The sequence below is a fragment of the Paucilactobacillus kaifaensis genome (assembly GCF_005405145.1).
GTDB lineage: Bacteria > Bacillota > Bacilli > Lactobacillales > Lactobacillaceae > Paucilactobacillus > Paucilactobacillus kaifaensis.
The window spans coordinates 1-23,744 of record NZ_BJDM01000014.1 but is presented as its reverse complement, the minus strand read 5'-3'; the positions used below and the strand labels follow the sequence as shown (position 1 = coordinate 23,744).

Annotated in this window: 23 protein-coding genes, 1 pseudogene and 1 other annotated feature; of the genes and pseudogenes, 14 read left to right on the top strand and 10 right to left on the bottom strand. The window is 38.0% G+C overall.

Going from position 1 to position 23,744, the window contains the following annotated elements; translation table 11 throughout:
- Positions 1-28: 28 nt before the first annotated feature.
- Complete coding sequence (locus FFM51_RS06620) at positions 29-679, top strand: MIP/aquaporin family protein (RefSeq protein ID WP_137597853.1); 651 nt, start codon at positions 29-31, stop codon at positions 677-679.
- Between the two features lie 55 nt (positions 680-734).
- On the opposite strand, the gene FFM51_RS06615 is transcribed toward FFM51_RS06620, so the two are convergent.
- Entirely contained in the window at positions 735-2,963 is a 2,229-nt protein-coding gene (locus FFM51_RS06615; protein ID WP_137597852.1) for a glycoside hydrolase family 65 protein, read from the bottom strand.
- A 166-nt stretch (positions 2,964-3,129) separates the two neighbouring features.
- Here FFM51_RS06615 and FFM51_RS06610 point away from each other — a divergent pair, with 166 nt between their 5' ends.
- From FFM51_RS06610 to FFM51_RS06585, 6 genes are all read left to right on the top strand, one after another.
- Positions 3,130-3,999, top strand: a complete 870-nt coding sequence (locus tag FFM51_RS06610) for an aldo/keto reductase (protein WP_137597866.1) — start codon at positions 3,130-3,132, stop codon at positions 3,997-3,999.
- A 188-nt stretch (positions 4,000-4,187) separates the two neighbouring features.
- Positions 4,188-5,198 (top strand): ribosome small subunit-dependent GTPase A, encoded by a 1,011-nt coding sequence (rsgA, locus tag FFM51_RS06605; protein WP_137597851.1) that lies wholly within the window; start codon positions 4,188-4,190, stop codon positions 5,196-5,198.
- A 110-nt stretch (positions 5,199-5,308) separates the two neighbouring features.
- Positions 5,309-5,959 carry a phosphatase PAP2 family protein gene (locus tag FFM51_RS06600; protein ID WP_137597850.1) on the top strand — a complete coding sequence of 217 codons (651 nt, stop codon included), beginning with the start codon at positions 5,309-5,311 and terminating at the stop codon, positions 5,957-5,959.
- A 166-nt stretch (positions 5,960-6,125) separates the two neighbouring features.
- Entirely contained in the window at positions 6,126-7,424 is a 1,299-nt protein-coding gene (locus tag FFM51_RS06595; RefSeq protein ID WP_137597849.1) for a Y-family DNA polymerase, read from the top strand.
- Complete coding sequence (locus FFM51_RS06590) at positions 7,417-7,764, top strand: acetyl-CoA carboxylase (protein WP_137597848.1); 348 nt, start codon at positions 7,417-7,419, stop codon at positions 7,762-7,764. The genes FFM51_RS06595 and FFM51_RS06590 overlap by 8 nt, the downstream gene beginning before the upstream one ends.
- A complete protein-coding gene (locus tag FFM51_RS06585; protein WP_137597847.1) occupies positions 7,739-8,125 on the top strand; it encodes a hypothetical protein in 387 nt (128 codons plus the stop codon). Before FFM51_RS06590 ends, FFM51_RS06585 begins: the two co-directional genes overlap by 26 nt.
- A gap of 16 nt (positions 8,126-8,141) precedes the next feature.
- Here the strand turns inward: FFM51_RS06585 and FFM51_RS06580 are convergent, their stop codons facing one another.
- The 3 genes from FFM51_RS06580 to FFM51_RS06570 form a co-directional block, all read right to left on the bottom strand.
- Positions 8,142-9,545 carry an MFS transporter gene (locus FFM51_RS06580; RefSeq protein ID WP_137597846.1) on the bottom strand — a complete coding sequence of 468 codons (1,404 nt, stop codon included), beginning with the start codon at positions 9,543-9,545 and terminating at the stop codon, positions 8,142-8,144.
- 95 nt (positions 9,546-9,640) lie between these two features.
- Complete coding sequence (locus FFM51_RS06575; protein ID WP_137597845.1) at positions 9,641-10,612, bottom strand: beta-galactosidase small subunit; 972 nt, start codon at positions 10,610-10,612, stop codon at positions 9,641-9,643.
- Positions 10,593-12,482, bottom strand: coding sequence for a glycoside hydrolase family 2 TIM barrel-domain containing protein (locus FFM51_RS06570; protein ID WP_137597844.1), 1,890 nt, complete (start codon positions 12,480-12,482; stop codon positions 10,593-10,595). The genes FFM51_RS06575 and FFM51_RS06570 overlap by 20 nt, the downstream gene beginning before the upstream one ends.
- Positions 12,483-12,708: 226 nt before the next feature.
- Between FFM51_RS06570 and FFM51_RS06565 the strand changes: the two genes are divergently transcribed.
- The 4 genes and pseudogenes from FFM51_RS06565 to FFM51_RS06550 all read left to right on the top strand — a co-directional run bounded on the left by FFM51_RS06565 (position 12,709) and on the right by FFM51_RS06550 (position 16,391).
- Complete coding sequence (locus tag FFM51_RS06565; protein ID WP_137597843.1) at positions 12,709-14,148, top strand: ABC transporter permease; 1,440 nt, start codon at positions 12,709-12,711, stop codon at positions 14,146-14,148.
- Positions 14,149-14,430: 282 nt separating this feature from the next.
- Positions 14,431-15,087: an ABC transporter ATP-binding protein gene (locus tag FFM51_RS06560; RefSeq protein ID WP_137597842.1), complete on the top strand. Its 657-nt coding sequence runs from the start codon at positions 14,431-14,433 to the stop codon at positions 15,085-15,087.
- 98 nt (positions 15,088-15,185) lie between these two features.
- The gene (locus FFM51_RS06555) at positions 15,186-15,647 is read left to right on the top strand and encodes an NUDIX hydrolase (RefSeq protein WP_137597841.1); all 462 of its coding nucleotides are present in this window, start codon (positions 15,186-15,188) and stop codon (positions 15,645-15,647) included.
- A 14-nt stretch (positions 15,648-15,661) separates the two neighbouring features.
- Positions 15,662-16,391 (top strand): annotated as a pseudogene (locus tag FFM51_RS06550) (SDR family oxidoreductase).
- 53 nt (positions 16,392-16,444) lie between these two features.
- Here FFM51_RS06550 and FFM51_RS06545 read toward each other — a convergent pair.
- From FFM51_RS06545 to FFM51_RS06530, 4 genes are read right to left on the bottom strand one after another with little or no spacing between them, the layout of a single operon-like run.
- On the bottom strand, positions 16,445-17,203 hold the full coding sequence (locus FFM51_RS06545) for an ABC transporter permease (RefSeq protein ID WP_137597840.1): 759 nt from the start codon (positions 17,201-17,203) through the stop codon (positions 16,445-16,447).
- A 2-nt stretch (positions 17,204-17,205) separates the two neighbouring features.
- Complete coding sequence (locus FFM51_RS06540; protein ID WP_137597839.1) at positions 17,206-18,123, bottom strand: ABC transporter ATP-binding protein; 918 nt, start codon at positions 18,121-18,123, stop codon at positions 17,206-17,208.
- A 20-nt stretch (positions 18,124-18,143) separates the two neighbouring features.
- Positions 18,144-18,467, bottom strand: a complete 324-nt coding sequence (locus FFM51_RS06535) for a DUF1048 domain-containing protein (protein WP_137597838.1) — start codon at positions 18,465-18,467, stop codon at positions 18,144-18,146.
- Between the two features lie 2 nt (positions 18,468-18,469).
- Positions 18,470-18,793 carry a PadR family transcriptional regulator gene (locus FFM51_RS06530; RefSeq protein WP_137597837.1) on the bottom strand — a complete coding sequence of 108 codons (324 nt, stop codon included), beginning with the start codon at positions 18,791-18,793 and terminating at the stop codon, positions 18,470-18,472.
- A gap of 270 nt (positions 18,794-19,063) precedes the next feature.
- Here FFM51_RS06530 and FFM51_RS06525 point away from each other — a divergent pair, with 270 nt between their 5' ends.
- The gene (locus FFM51_RS06525) at positions 19,064-20,062 is read left to right on the top strand and encodes a hypothetical protein (RefSeq protein ID WP_137597836.1); all 999 of its coding nucleotides are present in this window, start codon (positions 19,064-19,066) and stop codon (positions 20,060-20,062) included.
- Between the two features lie 105 nt (positions 20,063-20,167).
- Here FFM51_RS06525 and FFM51_RS06520 read toward each other — a convergent pair whose 3' ends face one another.
- Both FFM51_RS06520 and FFM51_RS06515 read right to left on the bottom strand, forming a co-directional pair.
- Complete coding sequence (locus FFM51_RS06520; RefSeq protein ID WP_137597835.1) at positions 20,168-20,644, bottom strand: nucleoside 2-deoxyribosyltransferase; 477 nt, start codon at positions 20,642-20,644, stop codon at positions 20,168-20,170.
- An 80-nt stretch (positions 20,645-20,724) separates the two neighbouring features.
- Positions 20,725-21,375 carry an NAD(P)-dependent oxidoreductase gene (locus FFM51_RS06515; protein WP_137597834.1) on the bottom strand — a complete coding sequence of 217 codons (651 nt, stop codon included), beginning with the start codon at positions 21,373-21,375 and terminating at the stop codon, positions 20,725-20,727.
- Between the two features lie 255 nt (positions 21,376-21,630).
- Here FFM51_RS06515 and FFM51_RS06510 point away from each other — a divergent pair, with 255 nt between their 5' ends.
- Entirely contained in the window at positions 21,631-21,882 is a 252-nt protein-coding gene (locus tag FFM51_RS06510; RefSeq protein ID WP_137597833.1) for a hypothetical protein, read from the top strand.
- A 57-nt stretch (positions 21,883-21,939) separates the two neighbouring features.
- Positions 21,940-22,138 (top strand) — a binding site (T-box leader).
- Between the two features lie 51 nt (positions 22,139-22,189).
- On the top strand, positions 22,190-23,446 hold the full coding sequence (tyrS, locus tag FFM51_RS06505) for a tyrosine--tRNA ligase (RefSeq protein WP_137597832.1): 1,257 nt from the start codon (positions 22,190-22,192) through the stop codon (positions 23,444-23,446).
- Positions 23,447-23,744: the final 298 nt, after the last annotated feature.

The following is a 23,744-nucleotide window of genomic DNA, read 5'->3' as shown; positions in this document are numbered from 1 at the left end:
ATTACGTATTAAAGAAAGGGAGAGGATTATGCGTAAATATATTGCAGAGTTCTTAGGAACATTTATGTTGGTTTTTGTTGGAACCGCTTCGGTTGTGATCGCTAATGGCGATGCACTGACAATCGGTTTGGCGTTTGGTTTGGCAGTTACAGTGTCGGCTTATGCATTTGGTGGCATTTCAGGTGGCAATTTTAATCCGGCCGTTACAACAGCAATGTGGCTTAACCGTCGAATAGGATTAGGGGATGCGATTTGGTATATTGTGGCCCAAATTGTGGGTGCAATTGCTGCTAGTGCGTGCGTCTCAGCATTTGTAAATGCGCTGAATTTGAAAGCAACAGCGTTGGGACAAACTGATTTTCCGGTTATTGGTGCAGGAATGGCAGTGGCTGTTGAAGTACTTGTAACATTTTTATTCGTAGTGGTTATTTTAAATGTAACGAGTAAAGACCACGGTAATTCAGACTTTGCGGGTGTAACGATTGGTGTGACATTAGCATTGCTGATTATTGTGGCACTTAATTTAACTGGTGGATCATTGAATCCAGCTCGTTCAATTGGACCAGCCATTTTTGCAGGTGGTAGTGCTTTGAGCCACTTGTGGGTTTATATTGTGGCACCTGAAGTCGGAGCAATCCTAGCTGCGTTTTGTTCACGAATTTTAAATAGCGAAAACTAAATTAGTTATTAAAAAGCTTATCTGCGACCGAAATGGTGCAGGTGAGCTTTTTTATTTAAAATATAACTTTTTTACCATTCAAAATAACTGGAACTGGTTTGCCTGCAATCAAGGTAATATTTGTTTCGCGCTTGGAAACAGATAATTTTAGCTGACTACCATGGTAAGTGATAGGAATTACGTATGCCTCCCATTGTGGCGGTAAAATAGGATCTAGCAATAAATTATTTTGAGTAGCGCGCACGTGAGCCAGGCCTAATGAAATAACTAACCAGGTCCCACCCATTGATGCTGTATGGAGTCCTTCGTTTGTATTATGTTGTCCATCAGTTAAATCAGTACTGAAGGCTCGTTGCAACATTTGATTAAAGGCAGTTTGATCATCTAACTGTGATGCAACAATTGCATAAGCTGCTCGTGATAAAGAAGAGTCGTGCGTGGTTAATGGCTCATAGTAATTGTAATTAACCTGTAGTTGTTGCAGATTGAATCGATATGGCATTAGAGCCATTGCTAGAATCAAATCAGCCTGTTTAATCACTTGGTGTTGATATAAATATAGTGGGTGAAAATGAAGTAGTAGGGGATACTGGCTTTTCTTTAGTTTCGTCAAATCTATTTTTGGTTTAGTAAGGAAACTGTCATCTTGTCCTATTAGGTTGCCTTCAGTTGTGATAAACATTTTAGCGGCAGCTAGTTTAAATTTGTGCCATTCTGCAGCTGTTAATCCTAAATTAGCCACATCGTTAAATGTGAATGAAGAAGTTAAAAACTCTAATTGATTTTTGACCATCAGATTAGTATATGCATTGTTATTGATTAAGGCAGTATATTCATCCGGACCAGTAACAGTGTTTAAGACAAATCCTTTATTTGTATCCCAATTACCGTAACTTAAATAAAACCGACTGGCCTCCACTAACATCTTAAGCCCGTATTGATGCATAAATTGCAGGTCGTTAGTGAAGTAAAAGTACTGTTGAATTGCAAACATAATGTCGGCATTAATATGGATTGCGGCTGTACTGGCTGGAAAATAGGCAGAGGATTCTTTACCATTAATCGTTCGCCATGGGAACAAGGCACCCTTGTAACCAAGTTGGCGAGCATGCTGTAAAGCTTCTGACAATTGGTGAAACCGATTGATTAATAATTTTTTGGCAATTTGTGGTTGTGTCATGGTAAACAGGGGCATGATATAAATTTCAGTATCCCAAAAGTAGTGCCCGTCATAACCAGTGCTAGACAGCCCCTTGGCAGCAATACCGCGGTTACCATCTTTACCAACTGATTGCAATAATTGAAACATAGCGAACCGACTTTCTAGTTCAAGGTTATTGTTGTAATTGTTTGCAATGTGTAAATCGCTTTTGTTCCAGTAATCTGTGAGATAAAGTTGTTGTTCGTGAGTTAAAACCTCAAAGCCAGTATTACGGCACGCATTTAACTCTGCTTCAACTGTTGAGAGGCTTGATTTTTTGTGATCCTCACGAGTATCAAAATAACAGGCATATTTATCAAAAGAAATTGGTTTTTGGTCAATTAATAGTTCTTTTGTGAAGGTGCAAGTTTTTTTGTCGACAATACCAGCAATGCTATGAGAGATGGCAATTAAAGCAGTTAATTTACTGTTCTTGGTTGGGAATATAAAGCCCATAGTTTGCGGATTTAAGGCCTTGATGGGTTCTGTGTTTTTTAATAATTCAGCTGGATCTACGTTAGCCACACGAGGATCGCTATTTTTATTAATGGTTAAATCGTTTGTCGCCAAAGTAGATTTAACGGTTAAAATCGCTTTTTTAAAATTAAGTGGTTTAACTTCAACGTGGACTGCTAAAATATGTTTTCGCGTAAAACTAACTAATCTAGTAAAGGTAACCTTAATTTTATTTTTGCTTAAATTTTCCTCCCAGATGAAACTATGGGTCATGATCCCTTGCTTGAGGGATAGTTGCCGAATGTTTTCAGAAAGATGACCATTTTGTTGATTAACCTGTAAACCATTTAAAAATAGTTCAATATGAGTTGCATCGGGCAAACTGATAATTGATTGTCGTTCTTGCGGGTAACCATATGCTTGTTCACCATAAGAGATCGGCATGGTTTCGTAAAAACCGTTAATGAAAACACCGTGATTAGTTGTTGTGTTACTAATAGTTTCATCTTCATAACTACCGCGAACACCAAGGTAGCCATTGCCAACAGTAAAAATAGACTCAAGGGCCTCACTATTAGTCACAGGAAGCTGATTATCGATGATTGTCCAGTTATGCATTTCTATCATTTAGCCGCTCCTTTACACAACGGAAAAACTAGTTGTTTAACTTAGATTATAGTGGATAAATCATACTTTGTTAATCAAAGGTGCGGGTTAAAATGTTTGCATTTATGATTTGTCAGCGTTACGGTAGTTACGTTTAGTAAGTAAACTAATGAAAGAAGTGACGATGATGGCTGAAATTACAGCTGCAAATTCAGGAATATATCAGTTTGATGATCAATTCAAGGTTAACCGCTTGGGATATGGGACCATGCAATTAACAGGGGCCGGAACCTGGGGACCATATAGTGATCCAAAACAAGCAGTTTCTGTTGTTCAAAAAGCTGTTGACTTAGGGGTTAACTTTTTTGATACTGCTGATTCATATGGTCCGTGGTTTGCAGACCGGTATTTAGCACAGGGATTGAAAGGTGCTGCTAACCGAGATGAAATTTTTATTTCTGATAAAATCGGGCAAACCCGTCAGGGACCAAATATTTGGACACCCCATGGTGAACCAAATTATCTTCGTCAGCAATTGGAAGTTTCATTGATGACTTTAGGCATTGATCACGAAGATTTGTTGTTCTTGCACCGGATTGATTCCCATTTTTCAGTTGAACAACAAGTTGGTGAACTGAAAAAATTACAAGACGAAGGTAAGATTAAACATATTGGGTTGAGTCAAGTTACGGTTGCTCAAATTAAAGAAGCACAAAAGTATGCTCAGATTGATGCGATTGAAAACTTGTATAATGTTGGTAACCATCAAGATGATGATGTCGTAGATTATGCTCAATCACAAAATATGGCCTTTGTTCCATGGTTCCCATTAGATACAGGGAACTTAACTAAGGCAAATGGACCACTAGCATCAATTGCAAGTAAATATGAAGCTAGTCCCGCCCAGATTGCTTTGGCCTGGTTGTTGAAGCGTTCAAGTAATATTTTGCCAATTCCAGGAACTAGTTCTATTGCTCACTTGCAGGACAACATTGCTGCAGCAAATATTAGTTTGAGTGACGATGATTTTGATACGCTGAGTCATCTAACAGATTAGTAAATGATTAACACCGCTCAATTATGAGTGGTGTTTTTTTGGTGAACATGGTATCTTGGTGATGAATAAAATTAAGGAGAATGTTTTATGACTAAAGAATTGGAAAGTGTGCTTGCCTAGGAAGCTGACACTTTGTCTGGCTTCCAAAAGTTATTTAATTTAACTTAACTTTTTAGGAGGCATCACAAATGCTACAATTTCCAAAATTTGATCTAAATGAAACCAATGTTTTTAGAGTTACTAATGTTAACCATGATACTTATCAGGTTGTTAGTTTCACGGGTGAGTCATCTGTGGCTCAACTGACAGGCAAACTTTATCATCAACAGCAACGGCCTGTGATCGGTGACTATGTTGCTGGAAAAAGTAATGCTGATTTGGTGATGATTGACAAGCTATTACCCAGACAAACAGAACTGAAGCGGCAAAATGGCGAACAGATCCAAATGTTTGGGGTAAATATTGACTATGTATTTATCACGATGGCACTTAACGAAGATTTTAATTTGAATCGATTGCAACGATATCTGACACTAGCTTATGATAGTGGCGCCACACCAGTAATTTTATTGACTAAAGCCGATTTAGTTGCTGGAAAAACTGATGAGCAAAAATTAGCTGTTGATTCGGTTACGTTTGGTGCTGTTGAGTGTATGGCTTTTTCGCGAACACAGTTTGATCAAGCACATCGTGAGTTGATGCGTTTTCTTAAGCCAGGCAAAACTGGTATCTTAATTGGCTCATCTGGCGTTGGAAAATCAACACTGCTCAACTTACTGTTAGATGAATCACGAATTGCTACCAAAGCAATTCGCGATGATGGAAAAGGGCGCCACACCACTACTACTCGTGAGTTGCATTATTTGGCTAATGGAGCAGCGATGATTGATTCGCCTGGAGTGCGATCAGTTGGAATTAACGCTGATAGCGCTGATTCAGTGGATCAGGTGTTTAAACGAATCAAGGTGTTAAGCCGAGAGTGTCGCTTTAAAGACTGTCAACATATTAGTGAACCAGGTTGTGCGGTTCAACAAGCTTTAAAGGCTGGCGCTTTAGATCAACATGTGTGGGAAAACTATCAAAAAATGATTATCGAGGCTCAATATGCTGGGTTATCTAGTCGTGAGATTGAAAATGCAAAATTACAGCGAATGATGGGTGGTAAACAAGTCCATAAACAGATTTGGAAACGGCCCTAGAACTACAAGAAAAGAGTTATTTATTATTAATTAATTTTGATAACTCTTTTTTTGTTGTTCAATTATGGATTGCGGCTTATATTAGATGTAATAATAAACTGGAGTAGCTAATGAAATTAAGACGGTCAGTGGCAATTAAATATTGGACTATGGGAATTGGTTCATTCTTACTTTTTCTGTGGTTGGGGTTATTAGTACTTGAAAATGCAAAAATAGTACAATTACTTGATAACTTTTTTAAGCGTTATTTATATGGTCAACATAATGATTTTTTGACTGTTATTTTTATGATTCACACGATGGTAGAAAATTTAATTATTTTGGCAATCGTGATTGGAATTTTAGTATTAATAAAGCATAAATGGCTATCAGCAGGTTGGTTAACGCTCAATGTGGTAGTTTCAACTGGCTTAGCTGCTTGGTTTTTCAAGTATATATATCAAAGGGCACGGCCGAGTCATTTACACCATGTTACTGAAAGTGGTTTTAGTTTTCCAAGTGCTCATGCTGCGTTTGCTACGGCGTTATTTGTTACCTTGATTGTAATTATTTCGCGAGACGTCAAATCTAGGATTAAGCAGATAATTGATAATGGCTTGTTGTTACTGGTAATGATCATTATCTGTTTGTCGCGAGTTTATCTTGGGGTGCATTATGCTAGTGATATTTTAGGCGGTATGATATTGAGTATTTCTTGGATTTTAGTTAGTTTTCCGTTTTACTATAATGTAAATCAATATTTCATGCCTAAAATAGGATAAATCGTTCTCATTATGAGAGCGATTTTTTTATACATAAAAAAGTTGATAAACACAGTGATGTAGTTGATATCAAAAAACATATAAATAAAAAACAATAATTTAACTTGAATTATGTGAACACATGTTCGTATAATAGAACCAATTAATTGGTTAGGAGTTGGATGACATGGACTATACGAATGAACCCCATGGTGTTTTTTTTATGATTGATAACAAGTCGTTTTATGCCAGTGTTGAAAGCCTATCACGTGGGATTAATCCATTAACATCAGTACTAGTAGTTATGTCTGAAGCTCCTAATACTGGCAGTGGTCTTGTGTTGGCGGCCTCACCTCAGGCAAAAAAATTATTTGGTATTAGTAATGTTTCTCGACAATATGAAGTGCCCAACGACGAGCGAATTATCGTAGCACCACCACGAATGAATTTATATATTCAACGTAATGTGGCGGTTAATAAAATGTATCGGACATTTGTAGCTGACAAGGATTGCTATCCTTACTCAATCGATGAATCAATTCTTGACGCTACTAAATCGTGGCAATTATTTGGCGATAGTCCTCTTGAGGTCGCACGTATCATTCAAAAAAAAATTCGGCGTGATTTTGGACTGTATACTTCTGTTGGAATCGGTGAAAATCCGTTACAAGCAAAGCTGGCACTTGATTTGATTGCTAAAAAAAGTCGTGAATTAATTGGTACCTTGAGTTACGAAACAATGTCTGAAAAGATTTGGCCGATTACTAAATTGAAAAAAGTTTGGAGTATCGGCAGTCGTACCCAAGCACATTTAAATCGGCTTGGGATTAATAGTATGGATGATTTGGCTCATTATAATCCGTACCAATTAAAACAAGAAATGGGAGTTATTGGTACGCAGCTATTTGCACTTGCCTGGGGCATCGATCATAGTCAATTACACCAATTAGTCAAAGTGCAAGATAAGAGTTGGAGCAATTCACAGGTGCTGACACGTGATTATAAAAATCAAAATGAAATTGAATTGGTTATTCGAGAAATCGGGATTCAAGTAACGTCGCGGATGCGACACCATCGGCAAAAAGCTGGTTGTATCAGTTTGTCAGTTGGTTTTTCATACGCTGCCAGTACCGAAGATGGTCGAGGTGGCTTTAGTCATTCGATGCGAATCGATCCTACTGATAGCACCCACAAATTAATCGATTATTTGTTAGAATTGTTTCGGCAATTTTGGGACGGACAAAGTATTCGTAACATTATGGTTGGCTTTTCAAGGCTCGCGCCAAACACGGGGATGCAATTGAATTTATTTCAAGACCCCAAACGACAAATAAAAAATGATTCTTTTGAACGAGTATTGGATCAGATCCGAGATCGGTTTGGTATTACTGCGTTAATACCAGCTAGTAGTTTGCTTAAAGGTGGCACAATGATTGAACGGGCATCGTTAGTTGGTGGACATAATGGAGGTAATAGTTATGACTGAAAGTGTCAAGCAAGCTAGTGAATTGATTTTGAAACGGTTAAGCGCGGGGTTTGCTCCTAAATTAAATCATCGTTACCAGTTAATGGTAGTCGATAATGTGTATGATCAAACTTATAATTTCTTTTTAGATATTCAACATAAGCGTAACCGTCGCCGCTCCATTCCGTTGCATAGTATTACTAAATATGAATTACAATTTTTGGAACAAGTAATTAAGCAGATTAAGGCCAATACAAAATTAACGATTGTATACATTAATTTTCATGAGCAGCGTTGGCCACTTAGTCAACGTATTATTTATGGGAGAACCTATGATGACAACAAGCAGAGAAGAAGCTGAAAAAAGAGCAGAACAATTTTTTAAACACGATTATCATGATCGCGGGATGTTAAAATGGGCTGGGTATTTTTTGTCTGATCACACGAGTGCATTAAAACAAAATAAAAAAGATGAGGCACCAGAAAAATTGCTGGCACCTCAACCTTTGAATGAAGTTAGTCGTTTATTAGCAGATGCATGGCAGCATCATTTGAACGTTCATTTGCAACTTAACCAACTGCAAGAAAGTGAAATTATTGAGTCAATTACCGGCATGGTAATTGGCTTTTACGATAATACGATTGGTATTCAGGTTTCAGATGAGAAGATTAACAATATCGAATTAGATGAGATTCGAAATGTAACATTGCTAAATGATTAGTGAAAAATGAATGACACTAATTATTTTTATGTTGTTGATACCTGGCTTGAACTGTAATTACAGATAATATAATTGCAACTGAAAGCACGATTAATAACACAAAACTAAAGCGAGTTCCGACAATGTTAGCTGATGCTGCACTTAGGTGAGGATGCATAATACCCACCGCAGAAATAACAGCGGCAGAAATACCAGTACCAAGTGATCCGGCATATTGTTGCATCATGCTGAACAATGAATTTTGATCTGATTTATTTTGTAATGGAACTTGCAAACTACCATCAGAAATTGAAGTTCCAAACCCAGAATTAAAGCCAACCCGAATCATGATATAGATTAATGTAATTAGCCAGAAACTAAGACGGTCAGTCAGTAGCCAAAACATGGTTGTTCCACAAACCATTAATATACCACTAGTAATTAATGGGAAAAATGGACCAAACCGATCGTAAATTCTTCCAGCGATGGGACCAGTCACAGCCCCTAGAAGTGATCCTGGTAACAGCATTAACCCAGCCTCCATTGCAGAACTGTGAAGGACCGTCTGCGCATATAAGGGCAGGATGAATGATAGCCCGATATTGATGAATTGCAGACTGAAATAACCAAAGAGACGAAATCGCAAAATAGGATACTTTAAGATAGAGTAGTCGATTAACTTTCGTTTGCCTTTGATAGCATATGCGATAAATAAACTAGTTACAATAATTGAAACTAATGCGCTAATACCAAATGAGGTTGATAGCCAACCGAACTGACCAGCTTGATTAAATGTTAATACAATCAAAGTAAACACAACAGCCAAACCGACTACGCCTAAATAATCGAATGAATGTTTGTTAACCCCACCCGCTTTTTGGTCTATACTCCAGAAACCTAATAGACCGACTAAAATAATGATAGGAACAGTACCAATGAAGATTGAACGCCATGACCAAAGGCTGGTTAAAACACCACCATATGTCGGACCAAGCGCAGGAGCAAGTGAAATGATAACACTGGCAAAACCGGTATATAGTCCCAACTTTCTGGTTGGTACACTAGAAAAGATAAGATGAAACATTAGTGGTGTAGATAATCCGGTTGAGATTGCTTGTAATAAACGGCCAATCATTAAAGTGATAAAATTGGGCGAAAAGATACACAAAATATTGCCGATTAAACAGACTAATGTGGCAAACAGAAATATTTTTTGAGCATCAAATCGTTTTAATACATATGCAGTAGTACTCATAACAATCGTGACTAGTAATAAATAGCCAGTCGTTAGCCATTGGACGGTCGCTAAACTAACGTGCAGTTCATTAATTAGGGTAGGAAAAGTAACATTCATCGATGTTTCAACTAATACCCCAATAAATGATAATAATCCACCTGATAAAATTGCTAGTTTAATTTTATTCGAAACTGTGGTGGCCATAATAACTTCCTCTTTTCATTTAAAAATAAAACAGAAGCAACGACAAGTTGTGCTTTGTCATAGCTTCTGAATTTTTTATTCACACTAGCGTTAGTTTACGCGTCAATTGGTGATTTGGCAATTTCAAATGAAAATTCAAGATCATGAGCAGCTGAAATGTGATACTGTTGCTCCACATCAGCCCCCCAACTATCGATACCACCAACCCCGCGGACTGCGCCCATCACTGAAAGGACAGTTCTTCTGGCAACGGGTAACTCTTCAATGTGAGTGGCATTTTCCAACTCTTCAGCAGTGTAAGGAATACAGCTAAATGCAAATGGTGCATTGTGATTGTTAATTCGCAAGCTGAATGGATCACGTGAACGGTCCGTATTGTTTAATGTTTGGTTGCGGGTAATCTCGACCCAATCGTTTTGCATATGCATACCACATTCTTGAGGGACCATGTATTTAGTAACTGGTAGCCCAGTTACTTGATACTGACCAGGGGTTCCGCCAGCCAATCGATCTGGGTAAGTTTCGCCAGATAATCCTTGATAGACAAAGCCAGTAGCAGCAGTGGGCATAACTATTTGGAGCCCAAATGCTGGCAATTCAGGTAATTTTGAATTGCCATGATAATGAACGGTAATTAGGATGGAACCCGTAGCGGTAACAGTATAGATGATATCGACGTTTGTTACGGGAACAGTTGTTGTTTGGTAAGTGAATTTCAATTCGACTTGATCGGCAAACTCGTTATTGGAATATTGATTGTTATTTGGTGCAATAGGGAGTTCAATTGACTGACCATCCACTCGGATTGCTACATCAGTGCAGTGACTAAACATGTCTGCCGCTAGCCACATTGCTGAGGCTTGTGAAAAATGATTACCACGGTCATTGTCTGTAGTTGCACGCCAGAATTGTGGCTTAGGGACTCGATAGAGCCATTCTTTACCATGCTGAACCAATGATTCCAGTCCACCACGTTCGTAACTAAAAAGATAATGAAAATCCGTGCCACCAAGTCCAAGGGTAGCATCGCCATAGATTACATGTAATTTATTGTTCACGTTTGCCATAATAGTAGGCCACCTCCTGGGTTGCTGGTTTTAGTGTATGATCTGCAAATAACAAACCATCACCTGAAAATTCATAATCGGAGTGACGATCATCAAAGTCACCACCATAACGCAATACTGGTTGGCCAGTGACTTCGTCATTAACTAATAAAGCTTGGTCCTTGAAATCCCAGATAAAACCACCTTGATACATTGGAAATTGATCGTATAAGTCATCATAATCTTTCATACCACCAAGGGAATTGCCCATGTCATGCATAAACTCACAACTGAGAAACGGCTTATCGGGATTATTGGATAAGTATTTTGCAATTGAAGTTGGAGAATCATACATACGACTCTCAACATCTGAAATTCGATCGCGATATTCAGTATTATGGAAGACGCCTTCGTAATGAGTTAGTCGGGATGGATCAACAGTCTTGTAATACTGATTCATTTGTGCCAAATCATCGCCAGCGAAAGATTCGTTACCAAGGGACCAAAATAAAATCGAAGTATGATTTTTTAATAATTCGTAGTTGTTTTTAGCCCGATCCATAATTGCTGGCAGCCATTGAGCGACTGAACCGGGAACATTGTATGAAGGTTCATCAATTCCCATTTTTTGCCAAGTTCCATGGGTTTCCAAGTTTGTTTCTGCCATCACATAAATGCCCTGTTGGTCGCATAAATAATACCAGGGAATCTGGTTAGGATAATGAGAGGTTCGATCAGCATTAATATTTAAGTCGTGGAATGTTTGTAAATCTTGTTCCATGTCTGTTTTAGTGATGCAACGGCCTGTTTTGTCGTTCCATTCATGTCGATTGGTGCCATTGATTAGAAGACGTTGATCATTTAACATCATAATCTTATCTTTGATTTCAATGCGCCGAAAACCAAAATTATAGGGGATAATTTCAAGCGTATTACCGCTTGCATCTTTGATTGTTACGGTTAAATTGTATAGGTAAGGATCATTGTGTGACCACAAATGAACGTTATTAAACGTCATTTGATCAGAATTAACCACTTGTGTGGCCGCTACTTCTTGGAGTGCTAAAATATTTTGCGACTGGTCAGTGACGGTTAGTTCAGCTGTCGCTGCATCAAAGTTTTGCGATGCCAGTTTCAAACCAATTTGCAGTGTGCCAGTAGTGTTGTCATTTGCAAGCCGAGGCTTAATATCTAGATCAGTAACATGGATGGCTGGTTGCGCATTTAGATGGACACTGCGAAAAATACCAAAGAATTGGAAGAAGTCTTGGTCTTCCAGATAAGAAGCAGTACTATGCTTAAATACCTCGACTGCTAATACATTGTCAGTCGGTTGTATGTAAGGCGTTAAATCAAATTCCGATGGCGTAAAGCTATCCTCGGCATAACCAATAAAGTGGCCATTTAACCAAACATACATCGCTTTTTCCACACCCTCAAAACAGATTGAAACAGTCTGATTACGTAGCGTTGGCTCTAAATCAAAGTGCTTAATATATTGGCCGACTTCATTATCCACGCCAGTACTAAAGCTACCTGCCTGTTCATCGCTATCAATTGTAAAAGCTGGTCGACGATAAACTTTGCCTTCCCAGGCATAAAGTGTATTAATATAGTGAATTTGACTATAGCCAGCCATTTCAATATGTTCAGGGACTTTAATTTGATCAAATTTGGTACTGTTAAAGTTGGGATCATAGAAGTTTTTGATACGTTTCATAGGGTTAGCGGCAAAGTTAAATTGCCATTGACCATCTAAACTTTGCTCGTAGCTACTGTTGTTTTTTGTTACTTCATCAACACTTTGAAAATAATGATGATCACTATGAGCGGGACTTTGTCCAACCCGAAACACAGTTGGATCATCCAGCCACTTAATTGTAGGTTCCATTCTTATCAACCTCCTAAAATTTAACGCTGATTTCAGTATAGTTGAAAACGGTTTAAATAGCACAGTGATAATGAAAAGAATTGATGTGAATTTAATAATTGCTAAAATGGCGCATAAAACATTACTATGAAGTCCGTTAAACTTCCTTATTAATTTCATAATTTGGTCATTATTTTTGGTTAAAGTACTCTCATTGTTAATTAAAAAATTGAGAAGGAGGGTCAATATGAATTTTTTAAAACGAGCGTGGTTGAGTTTGACCGCCAAAAAAGGACGTTCAGTATTATTAATACTAGTGACATCAGCAATTATGTTATTCGTATTGGCAGGGATGTTAATCCATAGTGCAGCGGATACAGCAACAACTAATGCAAAGAAAAGTGTGGGGGCAACATTAACTTTGTCGGCTAACCGTGAGACGGCCTTCAAAAAAATGAAAAAGAGTTCCAGTTCGAAGCCTAAACTAACGACAACACCAATTAAATTGAGCGATGCAAAAAAAATTGCTAGTTTAAAAAATGTTGCTAGTTATAATGTCACAGCAACAACTTCGGTGAATGCAAAGAGTTTTGATGCAATTTCAACTTCTACGGGTTCAGCAGGACCGGGAGGACAATCAAGCAGTAGTGGTGATATTGCGGTCACTGGAGTAACTAATACGAGCCAAGTATCAAGCTTTGAAGATGAAACCAACAAGATTACCAAAGGACGCGGGTTAACTAGTGCTGATAAGAACACTAACAACACGGTGATTGAGTCAGAATTAGCAAAACAAGATAATATTAGTGTTGGTGATACGATTAAAGTTAAATCAACATCGGGATCAAAAACATATTCGCTAAAAGTTGTAGGAATCTATAAGACCTCTTCAAGCAGCACGATACAACAAGGACCAGGTGCAACTGACCCGGCAAACACAATTTATACCTCATATACGTTTGCTAACACAGTTAAGGGAAGTAAATATGCTAATACCGCTGATTCAGTAACGTTTAACGTATCTGCACCGTCAAAGGTAAGCAGTGTTAAAAAGGCTGGTAACCAAGTAATTAATAATTCTAAATACACATTGGCTACTAATGATAGTAGTTATCAAACAGTTAAATCGGCAATGAATAACGTAAAATCATTTGCAGATAAGATTGTGTGGTTGGTTGCAATTGCAGGAACTATTATCTTGGCGTTAATTGTAATCTTGATGATTCGTGAACGCAGACATGAGATCGGTGTGCTACTTTCCCTAGGCGAGTCACGTTGGAAAATCATTGGTCAGTTTTTCGCTGAAATGGTAATTGTCTTGATTGTAGCGATTGGCATTGCTGGGATTGGTGGTAAATCTGTCGGTGATAGGCTAGGTGATCAACTAGTGAGCCAACAATCAGCATCATCTGCAGCAACAATTTCTGCTCCGGGAGATAAAAGTGTCCAAATGAGTGGTAAGCCAGGCGGACCTAGTGGCTCGGGTTCGGCGGTTCAAGGAGGCGGTGGACCAAGTAGTGCCGGAACTTCAGGTGCTAGTTCACAACAAACAGACTTAAACGTTAATGTGAGTGTGCTAAATATGGTCGAACTAGGAGGCTTTGGTCTGGCAATTATGTTCCTATCAACGATGATTGCATCGGGTGGAATTTTAAGATTGCAACCAAAGAAGGTGCTAATAGATTAGAGTGCGAGACAAGGTGTTAAGATGTCGTAGGCTAAGTTGATTATGATAATTAATGAATTGGGCTTTGATTTATTAATTGTCATAATTGGCTTAGCCCAGACATCTACCTTGTCGAACACGTTTCAAAATAGAGTGCGTAGCAAGCCGGTTAATCTCCGTGGTGTAAGGTAAAAATATCAATGGCTTTGAATTTTAAGTCATTGATATTTCCGCCTTACACGATAGGAGATTGGATTGTGCAGCACGTTTCAACAATAAAGGATAAAAAAGGAGGCCCCGCACATGTTAAAAACAAAAGACCTAAGCTACTGGTACGATCAAAAAAAGAATAGTTTATTCGAAAACGTTAATTTAGAATTTGAAGCAGGCCAATCATACGCAATTGTCGGTCAAAGTGGCTCCGGGAAAACAACTTTTCTTTCATTAATAGCAGGGTTGGATAAGCCAAAGGCTGGTTCAATTGAACTTGATGGTAAGGATATCAACAAAATTGGATTAACTAATTATCGAAAAAAAGACGTTTCAATTGTTTTTCAGTCATATAATCTGTTTACTTACATGTCACCGTTGAATAATTTATTAACTGCAATGTCGGTGACTGAATCACGGCATGCCGGTGATAAAGAATATGCACAACAAATGCTAGCTAAATTAGGATTGACAGATAGTCAAATGAAGACCAATGTTCAACAGCTTTCTGGTGGTCAACAACAACGAGTGGCAATTGCGCGGACAATGGTTTGCGATGCAAATCTAGTGGTAGCGGATGAACCCACTGGTAACTTAGACGAGGATAATACTACTGAAGTGATTGATTTATTTCAGCAAATTGCCCACGAACAAGGAAAATGCGTTATTATTGTGACGCATGAATCAGCAGTTGCTCAAGCGTGTGATAATGCTTATCGATTAGAGAAACATGAATTTAGTGCTGTTTAATAAAAAAAGATTCAGTCGGTTGATTACAAAGTCACCGCTGAATCTTTTTTATTGGTGTAAAATAACCTTATCAAAGAAGTTAATCGGGGGTAATGCAGATGGCAGACTATGTTCATGAAATACGCAAATTAGTGGGCCACAGGCCAATAATTTTAAATACAGCTGCCGGAATTTTATTGAATGATGCCGGCGAAGTATTGTTAAATGAACGAGTGGACACGCATAACTGGAGCCTTCCAGGAGGCTACCTTGAGTATGGTGAAACCTATGCACAGGCGTGCGTACGTGAGTATAAAGAAGATAGTGGGGTCGAGGTTGCTATCAAGGCCAGAATTGATATATTTGATGTTGGTGAAGTGCACTATCCTAATGGTGACATTACACAGACTATTTCAGGATTATTTTTAGTTGAGCAGGTGGGCGGACAGTTCCTACAACATGAAACAGATGAAACACTTAGTGTTGAATTCTTTCCGTTTGATAAACTGCCACCATTATTAAACCAACAAACAGCAGATATGTTAGCAGCGGCCAATAACTTTATCAATAGGAATAAATAAAGAGAGTTGATGAAATGAACAGTAAATTAACAGATAAAAGAATACTTGTAATCGGTGGGACTTCTGGCTTTGGTAAACAGGTTAGCCTGCAGGCGTTACAAGCAGGCGCCAACGTGACCATTGTGGGTCGGCAATGAAGTGAGATTAAAGGAAGCCTTGAAAGAATTAAGAGCTGTTGCATCAAACGTTACGGGAGCTTTATTTGATGCCAGTAACCAAGGATCATTAAAGACATGGTTAAGTCAAACTAATAAATTTGATCATGTTATTTCAATGTTAGGAGGAGCGATGGGTGGTGGCTTTTTGAACTCATCGGTAACAATAATTCGTGCAGCTATTGAACAAAAATTTTTTGTAAATTTAGAGATTTCGCAAACTGTGATTCCTCGGCTAGCTGAGGGTGGAAGTTTAATTTTCACTGGTGGTACTGGTGGTCATCCTTATGACGCTTCTGGTGCAATCATTGGTAATCAAGCAATTGCAACAATGGTTGCTGGGTTAGCAGTTGAAGTAGCCTCCCAAATTCGCGTAAATGCAGTTGCACCAACATGGACACCGACAGGGTTGTGGCGTGATCTCGATCAGCACGACTTAAACCAAAATGAAGCGGGAATGGTTGCACAAATCCGACTTCGTCGGGTTTCTAGACCGGCAGAAGTCGCAAGTGCCTATTTATTTTTGATGCAAAATGAATTTATTACTGGCCAAGTTATTAATGTAGATGGTGGTATCTCGGTAAATTAAAAGAGAAAATTACGACACATGTCATAATTTTCTCTTTTTGATTATTTAGAAGTTTAAACCTTATTATATATACGAGTTCCTAGCCACCAGCTAATTAATGTAATTCCCACTAGCCAGATGATTGATAGCCAACCGTCGTTGCCAACATTATTGGAAGCAAATAAATCGCGGATGGTACTGATGACATTGGTCATAGGTTGATGTTTTGCAAATGATGCCAGAGCCGTTGGCATATTATCGGTGGGTGCAAACGCCGAACTAACGAATAGTAGTGCCAAAATTAAATAAGAAAACGAACTGGCACCATCAATACTTTTAGCTGCTAGTGCAAATGGTACCGATAGCCAAGTGACCATGATAGCAAACCCAATTATTAATAATAGAATCAATACCCATTCTAATGGGGATGCATCAGTTCTAAAGCCGATCAGAAATCCAACACCGAGCACAATCGCCGTTGAGGTTAGCATGAAGATGACGGATGATAGTACGTGCCCGCTTAAAACTGCTGATTTTGAGATGGGCATTGACCGGAAACGGTCGAACATACCATTAGTTTTATCGATGTTGATTCGTAAAGCGGTATAGGCTGAGCCAGTAGCAATTGTGATTAGCAAAATTCCAGGTAAAATATAACTGACGTATTGGCTATGGGGTAACCCATCAATTTGCATTGAGCCACCAAATAAATAAACCATTCCTAATAAAATCATGACGGGCATAGCCACAACCGTAATAATGGTGTCTAGACTTCGTAAATTATGTTTGATTAATCGTCCTGATAGAGTAATGGTATCTTTAATATAGTTCATGGCTAGGCCCCCTTAATTAACTGCATAAATGTATCATCCAACGTAGGTGCAAGTACTTGGAAGCTACTCAATGGAATGTTATGAGTAGAAAGAAGAGTCAATACTTTCAATGATGTGCTGACGCCGGCGTCTAAATTAACCATCAAACTACCATCTTCTTGCTCTGAAATATCAAAGTCTGACAGTAATTTAACAGCAGATTCAATTGCATCGGTATTTGGTAAGATTAGTTGCAGGCGTGAATGGCCACCTAATTTTTTCATTTCGCTAGGAGTACCAGTGGCGACAATATGGCCATTTTGCAGAAATCCGATTTGATCTGCTAATTGGTCGGCCTCTTCTAAATACTGGGTTGTTAAAAAGATTGTTTTGCCACGACGTTTAAGATCTAAAATGACCTCCCATAGATCGTTACGGCTTTTTGGATCAAGTCCCGTAGTTGGCTCGTCTAAAAATAAAATTTCTGGTTCACCAACCAAACTCATCGCAATATCTAGTCGACGTTGCATACCACCCGAGTAGGCTGCCACTCGTCGGTCACGCGCATCTGTAAGATCAAACTGATTTAACAAATCATCTGCAACTTTAGTTGGATCGGGCAAATGACGCAGCTTAGCAATGAGCTGCAAATTTTCGAAGCCAGTTAAGACGCCGTCAGTAGTAGAAGTTTGTGAGTTTAAACTAAATGTTTGCCTAATCTGGCGTAGATTACGGGTTAGCTCAAGACCATTAACCGTAACTTCACCTGTATCCATATCATGTAGACCGGTGATGATTTTTAAAAGCGTACTTTTACCAGATCCATTAGCACCCAATAATGCATAAATACTGCCAGACGAAACTGTTAAGTCAACTCCAGCTAGAACATGATGATTCTTAAAACTTTTATTAACACCATTAACTACAATTTTATTCTCCATCAAAAGCAACTCCTAACTTTCTATTTAATTGATTTACGCAACTTATCTCGTTGACTATTAACCCATGTTTCCTCTGGATATTCACGAAGTAAGTTGTCCGCAAAGTCGGCGATATCTTCACCAACAACGTCATGGATACCTTGATGGTTTTCAACGGCCATTTCAAACATATCTAAGATTGAATAGATTATTTTCATAATGCCGTCGCCTTTAGCATAGTTGTATAAGTAGTGCTCTAGTGCTTTCATAGGAGTCTTAAATTCTTCTGGTAATTGTTCTACTCGCTGTTTGTACTCTCGGTATTCTTTTTTACTTGCTTTTAATTGTTTGAATTTATTAAGCATTTTTAGTTTTCCTTTCTTAGCTCTGTCATTTTATTAATTAGAAAATCCCAGTGTTGCCAAAATAAATTTAGGCGCTCTTTACCAGCTTGATTAAGTTGGTAGAACTTACGCATCGGACCCATCTCAGATTTTCTTTTTTCAACATCCACCAATTCATTTTTTTCAAGTCGTACTAGAATCGTGTAGACAGTTCCCTCGGCGAGATCCTCAAACCCAAAATCACGGAGATTTTTAGTAATTTCGTAGCCATAGTTGATGCCTGCGTCGATGCGTTGCAAGATGATACCTTCCAGCACGCCTTTTAATAGTTCAGTAGATATCCGCATAATTTCCTCCACTACTTTGTATTATTAAGTACCACTACATAGTATTACAGAATAGATGAAAGTGCAACTATTTTTGCCTAAATAAAATTTAATGAAGTTAAAAATCAAATCCGATTATTGAAGTTATTATGACTAAACCATAAGAAATTATTGAATTATCGACTTTAACCCGTCAGATAAATATAATTTGTGATACAATTCGTCTATTGTGGTTTGGCAAACCAACTAAGTAAAAGAGAAATCAATGGTTGATTTCAGATGGGTGGAATTATGGAAAATAAGAAAAACTTTTCAGCCAAGCAGTTTATTGGTGAAATTAAGGATCGCCTAAAGGGGCGTTACGCACAGTCATTAGGAGCGCTGTTGGGTGTGTTTATTATTTCAGTTGTTGCTTTGGCTGCTGCAATGTATTTATGCTTTTGGGCATTTAGAATGATAGTATATAGCGTGATGATGATGATGTATGGTATGACTACTAGTAGTTCATTGTTAATGCAAGTTTTAATCTTGGTTGCAGCCGTAATTGTTTATATTGCGGTAGCACTGTGTGTGCGATATGTATATACGGCGATTACATTTAATTTTCAGGATGTTGCTAGAAACGATGATGTTCAAGTTGGTTTAGGCACGATGTATCGTGGCTTTAAGCAACTTAAAAAGTTACAGTTGATTAGACTATGGCTTTGGATTGGTTTGTTTATGTTCCTATGGCAAATCGTTCCTGATATTATTGCTGGATTTTTTAGTGGCAACCTCGAATTTGTCGGAATAATTGTTCGTTTAATTGCAGTAGTACTTATGCTTTGGAAGGGCGTTGAGTATTCTCAAGCACTATTCTTGTACCGGGAACAACAACCTAAATTTTTAGGTCAGTCAATGCGATATGCGATTACTGCTAGTCGTCGTTTCATGGGCGGCCGTAAGTGGAATTATATTTGGCTGATGATTGTGATTATTGTGCCATTGCTTCTGTGGTTCGCGATTTGGGGTGGAATCACATATTATGGTATTTACACATGGATCCCAGCAATTATTTACGTAGCGCCAATTATTATGATTTTAGGTTTTTGGGCCTATCTACCAATACTTTTCATTGCGGCACCAATATATTATGAAATGAATAAGACTAATGTAGATATTGATGAAACGTTTGCGAAGACTTTTTTGCCAGAAGAGAAGTTAGTTCAGTCAACTTTACCTGAAGTGTATCGTCGGGAAACAAACGCAACTGTCGACGAATCGGATGACAAACAGAATAATGAAAATTAATCAGATGCTGACGAAAAATAAATAAGTATTGAATAAAAAAATCCCGCTTGATAATTGTTAATTATCAAGCGGGATTTTTTTATTGATGGAAAAACGGGAGCTACTTTAAAATACCTTCATATCTGTCCACTTAGTAGGAAGAGTATTGAAATTATAATCTTCTAAACCAGTTTTAATTTTGTCACCTGTAAACATCGCTGTATGTGACCGAGCTAGCATCAGATTCAGTTCATTTTCTGGTTTGAATTGAACCATTACAACAGGAATATGCCAAGCCCAAGCTGCACCAATTTCAAAAATAGTACCGGCATCAGGCTCTAGATTCTGTTCTTCATACTTGTAGTCCAAAATGCCAACAACGACATCAGCACGTTTGACTTGACGCATGTCAGTTGCAAAAACTGAATCTTGCCATTCGTGTGACGCGAATGGTAATGACTCTTCTTGGTGTTCTTGTGGATTGTAAATACCATCGGCATCAACGGTTTTATTTTGCTTCAGCGCCTGCATAACAATCTTAATTCTTTCTTTTTGTTGATCTGAAAAGAACGGACTTGCGAGATAAATCTTGTTTTGATACATAAATATGCCCACCTCATTAAGTTATATTTTTAGCTTAATAATAGTGTAATCAATTTTACTGTTAAATACGACCTTAATTTTTAATTGGCGTTACGAACGGTGAAACGTGCTCGTTTGACTTTGGGGGATTCAAGTTCATCTAATAAAGCAGCTGCCAAAGTACCGCTATTTACCTCTGATTTATGTTCGTCATTAAACAGAACATGATTTTCACCGCGCATATAGTTAGTTTTTGGGCCATCAACATAATTTAATGATGGAGAAATACCTGTCCAATTTACATTTGTAACAGTCCGTAATAGCTGCAACTCGTGAGCTTGAGTTGCAGGAGTGTCGATCCATGCATCAGCACCGGGAGTGGACTTAAAACTGTCTAAATACGGTTTATCTTGATCATCTAATAAGCTTGCAGCACCCAAAATAAATATTACTCGGGGATTGTCAGTTTCCCGTAGTAAGTGGATAAGATACGCTGCCATATCCAAGTGCAAGTAGCCTAGTTGTTTACCTATCGGAACGCTAAAAGCATCGATAACGACATCAAAGTCAATTAAGTCTGCTCTAGTTAAATCGAAGGCATCCTTAACAAGTAACTTAGCATCTGAACCTAATACTTGTAGTGCTTTAGGTTGGCTTCGCACAATTGCAGTGACTTCGTGTTGACGCGCCTTTGCTTCAGAATAAATTTTTTGACCACTCATTCCGGTGGCACCAATAATGCCAATTTTCATATTTAACGCTCCTTTATAAAAACCAAGACTAACATATCAATCGATAAATGAAATAGATAGAACTGATTTAATTATAGATATTGTCATAAAATGTGCAACTAACTTAGTTTGCCACCGGCGCTAAATCACCATGTATAGACCAAAGCTTATAATAATTATTATTTTTAACCAAAAAAATTCACAATTTGAACAAATTTATAATTTAATATTCACTTATGGACATCATAAGCAAAAAAATATACGAGGTGAATTACTATGTGGTTAGAAAACGAATGCAAATACGATCGGTTCCAAGTAACTTGTAATCAGTGCCCGATGATTAAACGCGGATTTCAAGGGCAGGTGGTTAAGGAGTATGAAAATACATATCTAATTGAACTTGATATGAATACCGTTTGTAACCAGGATCGAAAGTCTTTAATGCGAATTCCAGAATTCAATGGCCGGGTAGTAATTGGCAAAAAGCATATTCGGACACTAACAGAAAGACAACAAGATTTAGCTTAGCTGCTTTAAATAATAACGTTGACTTTTTACAGCACTTCCTCTAAAATTTAAGCCAATTAATAGGCGTTGAAATAATATAGTAGAAACTAGTTCGGACATGCAGAAATCTGCCGGGGCTGTAAGGCAGACATAGACTAGTTTTGAATTACAATTATGGAGCTTGTCATTAGAACGAGTCGTTGCGTTATCAACGGAGAGCGGAAAATAATTAATTATTTTCAATTCAAGGTGGTACCGCGGAAAATTCGTCCCTGATTTCAATTAGAAATCGGGGATTTTTTTGACTCGAAAAATCAGGAGGAATGAAATGAATATTGTCGATGAATTAAAGTGGCGTGGAGCAGTTAATCAAACTACTGATGAAACGGACTTACGTAAATTAACTGATGAAAAGAAAATTGGGTTATATTGTGGAGTCGATCCAACTGGTGATAGTTTACACATTGGTCATTTAATTCCATTTATGATGCTAAAGAGGTTTCAATTGCAAGGACATCATCCGGTAATTGTAATTGGTGGAGGGACCGGAGCGATTGGTGATCCATCTGGTAAGAATTCTGAACGTGTGCTTCAGACGATGGACCAAGTACAACATAATAAAGAAGCATTGACCGCTCAAATGGAAAAACTATTTGGAACGGATAATTTTCGCATTGTTGACAACTACGATTGGTTGTCAAAACTATCATTACTCGATTTTTTACGTGATTACGGCAAGTTATTTAATGTGAATACAATGTTGAACAAAGAGGTTGTAGCTTCGCGTTTGGAAGTTGGAATTTCGTTTACTGAATTTACGTATCAAATCCTTCAATCTGTCGATTATCTGCATTTATTCCAACATGAAGATGTTCAATTACAAGTTGGTGGTGCAGATCAATGGGGGAATATCACAGCCGGAATTGATTTAATTCATAAAATTGAAGGAGCCGATGCCAGAGCTCATGCACTCACAATCCCATTAATGTTGAAAGCGGATGGAACAAAATTTGGGAAGACTGCTGGCGGAGCTGTGTGGTTAGACCCCGAAAAGACAACGCCATATGAATTTTATCAGCTTTGGATTAACCAAGATGATCGTGATGTTATCAAATATTTAAAGTATTTTACTTTTCTTAGTGAAAATGAAATTAGCGAGTTAGAGCAAGAAGTAGTTAATCATCCAGAAAAGAGAATGGCTCAAAGACGACTTGCACAAGAAGTAACTCAATTTGTCCATGGCAAACAAGCGGTAACTGAAGCAGAACACATCACACAGGCGTTATTTTCTGGCGATGTTGCTAGCTTGAGTGTGGCTGAAATCGAGCAAGGCTTCAAAAATATGCCATCAGCACATACTAGTGGTGACACTAAAAATATTGTTTTATGGTTGGTTGATGATACAAAAATAGAACCATCACGACGACAAGCACGCGAAGATGTTAAAAATGGTGCTATTCGGATTAATGGAGAAAAGGTTACTGATGTAGAGGCAGAAATTAATCCAACCGACCATTTTGATGGTAAATTTGTGATTGTTAGGCGCGGAAAAAAGAAGTATTTCTTAGTTAATATTGAAAACTAACATAACTTTATGCGGAACGAATGCTATTACACGGGCATTCGTTCTTTTTTTGAAAAAAGTTTAGTATTTTGCTTGACGTTTTTTGATTCGTTCTGTATAGTTATATCTCGTTGCTACAAACGTATTGCTAGTCTTCATCGATAATAAATATCTAAAAAAAAGATGTTGACATTTAAACGGTAACTTGTTATTATTAATAACGTTGTCGCTTAGGAGATATAGGCAACAAAGTAGACCTTTGAAAACTGAACAAAGTTTCGACAAATCAAATGTGTAGGGTCCTTAAACCTTCGGGTTT

Coding starts and splice junctions, on each gene's coding strand:
- FFM51_RS06570 (WP_137597844.1), bottom strand. CDS start 12,482: ATGGAACCTACAATTAAGTGGCTGGATGATCCAACTGTGTTTCGGGTT.
- FFM51_RS06585 (WP_137597847.1), top strand. CDS start 7,739: ATGACAACAAGCAGAGAAGAAGCTGAAAAAAGAGCAGAACAATTTTTT.
- FFM51_RS06580 (WP_137597846.1), bottom strand. CDS start 9,545: ATGGCCACCACAGTTTCGAATAAAATTAAACTAGCAATTTTATCAGGT.
- FFM51_RS06600 (WP_137597850.1), top strand. CDS start 5,309: ATGAAATTAAGACGGTCAGTGGCAATTAAATATTGGACTATGGGAATT.
- FFM51_RS06510 (WP_137597833.1), top strand. CDS start 21,631: ATGTGGTTAGAAAACGAATGCAAATACGATCGGTTCCAAGTAACTTGT.
- FFM51_RS06590 (WP_137597848.1), top strand. CDS start 7,417: ATGACTGAAAGTGTCAAGCAAGCTAGTGAATTGATTTTGAAACGGTTA.
- FFM51_RS06525 (WP_137597836.1), top strand. CDS start 19,064: ATGGAAAATAAGAAAAACTTTTCAGCCAAGCAGTTTATTGGTGAAATT.
- FFM51_RS06540 (WP_137597839.1), bottom strand. CDS start 18,123: ATGGAGAATAAAATTGTAGTTAATGGTGTTAATAAAAGTTTTAAGAAT.
- FFM51_RS06610 (WP_137597866.1), top strand. CDS start 3,130: ATGGCTGAAATTACAGCTGCAAATTCAGGAATATATCAGTTTGATGAT.
- FFM51_RS06520 (WP_137597835.1), bottom strand. CDS start 20,644: ATGTATCAAAACAAGATTTATCTCGCAAGTCCGTTCTTTTCAGATCAA.
- FFM51_RS06560 (WP_137597842.1), top strand. CDS start 14,431: ATGTTAAAAACAAAAGACCTAAGCTACTGGTACGATCAAAAAAAGAAT.
- FFM51_RS06575 (WP_137597845.1), bottom strand. CDS start 10,612: ATGGCAAACGTGAACAATAAATTACATGTAATCTATGGCGATGCTACC.
- tyrS (WP_137597832.1), top strand. CDS start 22,190: ATGAATATTGTCGATGAATTAAAGTGGCGTGGAGCAGTTAATCAAACT.
- rsgA (WP_137597851.1), top strand. CDS start 4,188: ATGCTACAATTTCCAAAATTTGATCTAAATGAAACCAATGTTTTTAGA.
- FFM51_RS06565 (WP_137597843.1), top strand. CDS start 12,709: ATGAATTTTTTAAAACGAGCGTGGTTGAGTTTGACCGCCAAAAAAGGA.
- FFM51_RS06615 (WP_137597852.1), bottom strand. CDS start 2,963: ATGATAGAAATGCATAACTGGACAATCATCGATAATCAGCTTCCTGTG.
- FFM51_RS06595 (WP_137597849.1), top strand. CDS start 6,126: ATGGACTATACGAATGAACCCCATGGTGTTTTTTTTATGATTGATAAC.
- FFM51_RS06530 (WP_137597837.1), bottom strand. CDS start 18,793: ATGCGGATATCTACTGAACTATTAAAAGGCGTGCTGGAAGGTATCATC.
- FFM51_RS06555 (WP_137597841.1), top strand. CDS start 15,186: ATGGCAGACTATGTTCATGAAATACGCAAATTAGTGGGCCACAGGCCA.
- FFM51_RS06535 (WP_137597838.1), bottom strand. CDS start 18,467: ATGCTTAATAAATTCAAACAATTAAAAGCAAGTAAAAAAGAATACCGA.
- FFM51_RS06515 (WP_137597834.1), bottom strand. CDS start 21,375: ATGAAAATTGGCATTATTGGTGCCACCGGAATGAGTGGTCAAAAAATT.
- FFM51_RS06620 (WP_137597853.1), top strand. CDS start 29: ATGCGTAAATATATTGCAGAGTTCTTAGGAACATTTATGTTGGTTTTT.
- FFM51_RS06545 (WP_137597840.1), bottom strand. CDS start 17,203: ATGAACTATATTAAAGATACCATTACTCTATCAGGACGATTAATCAAA.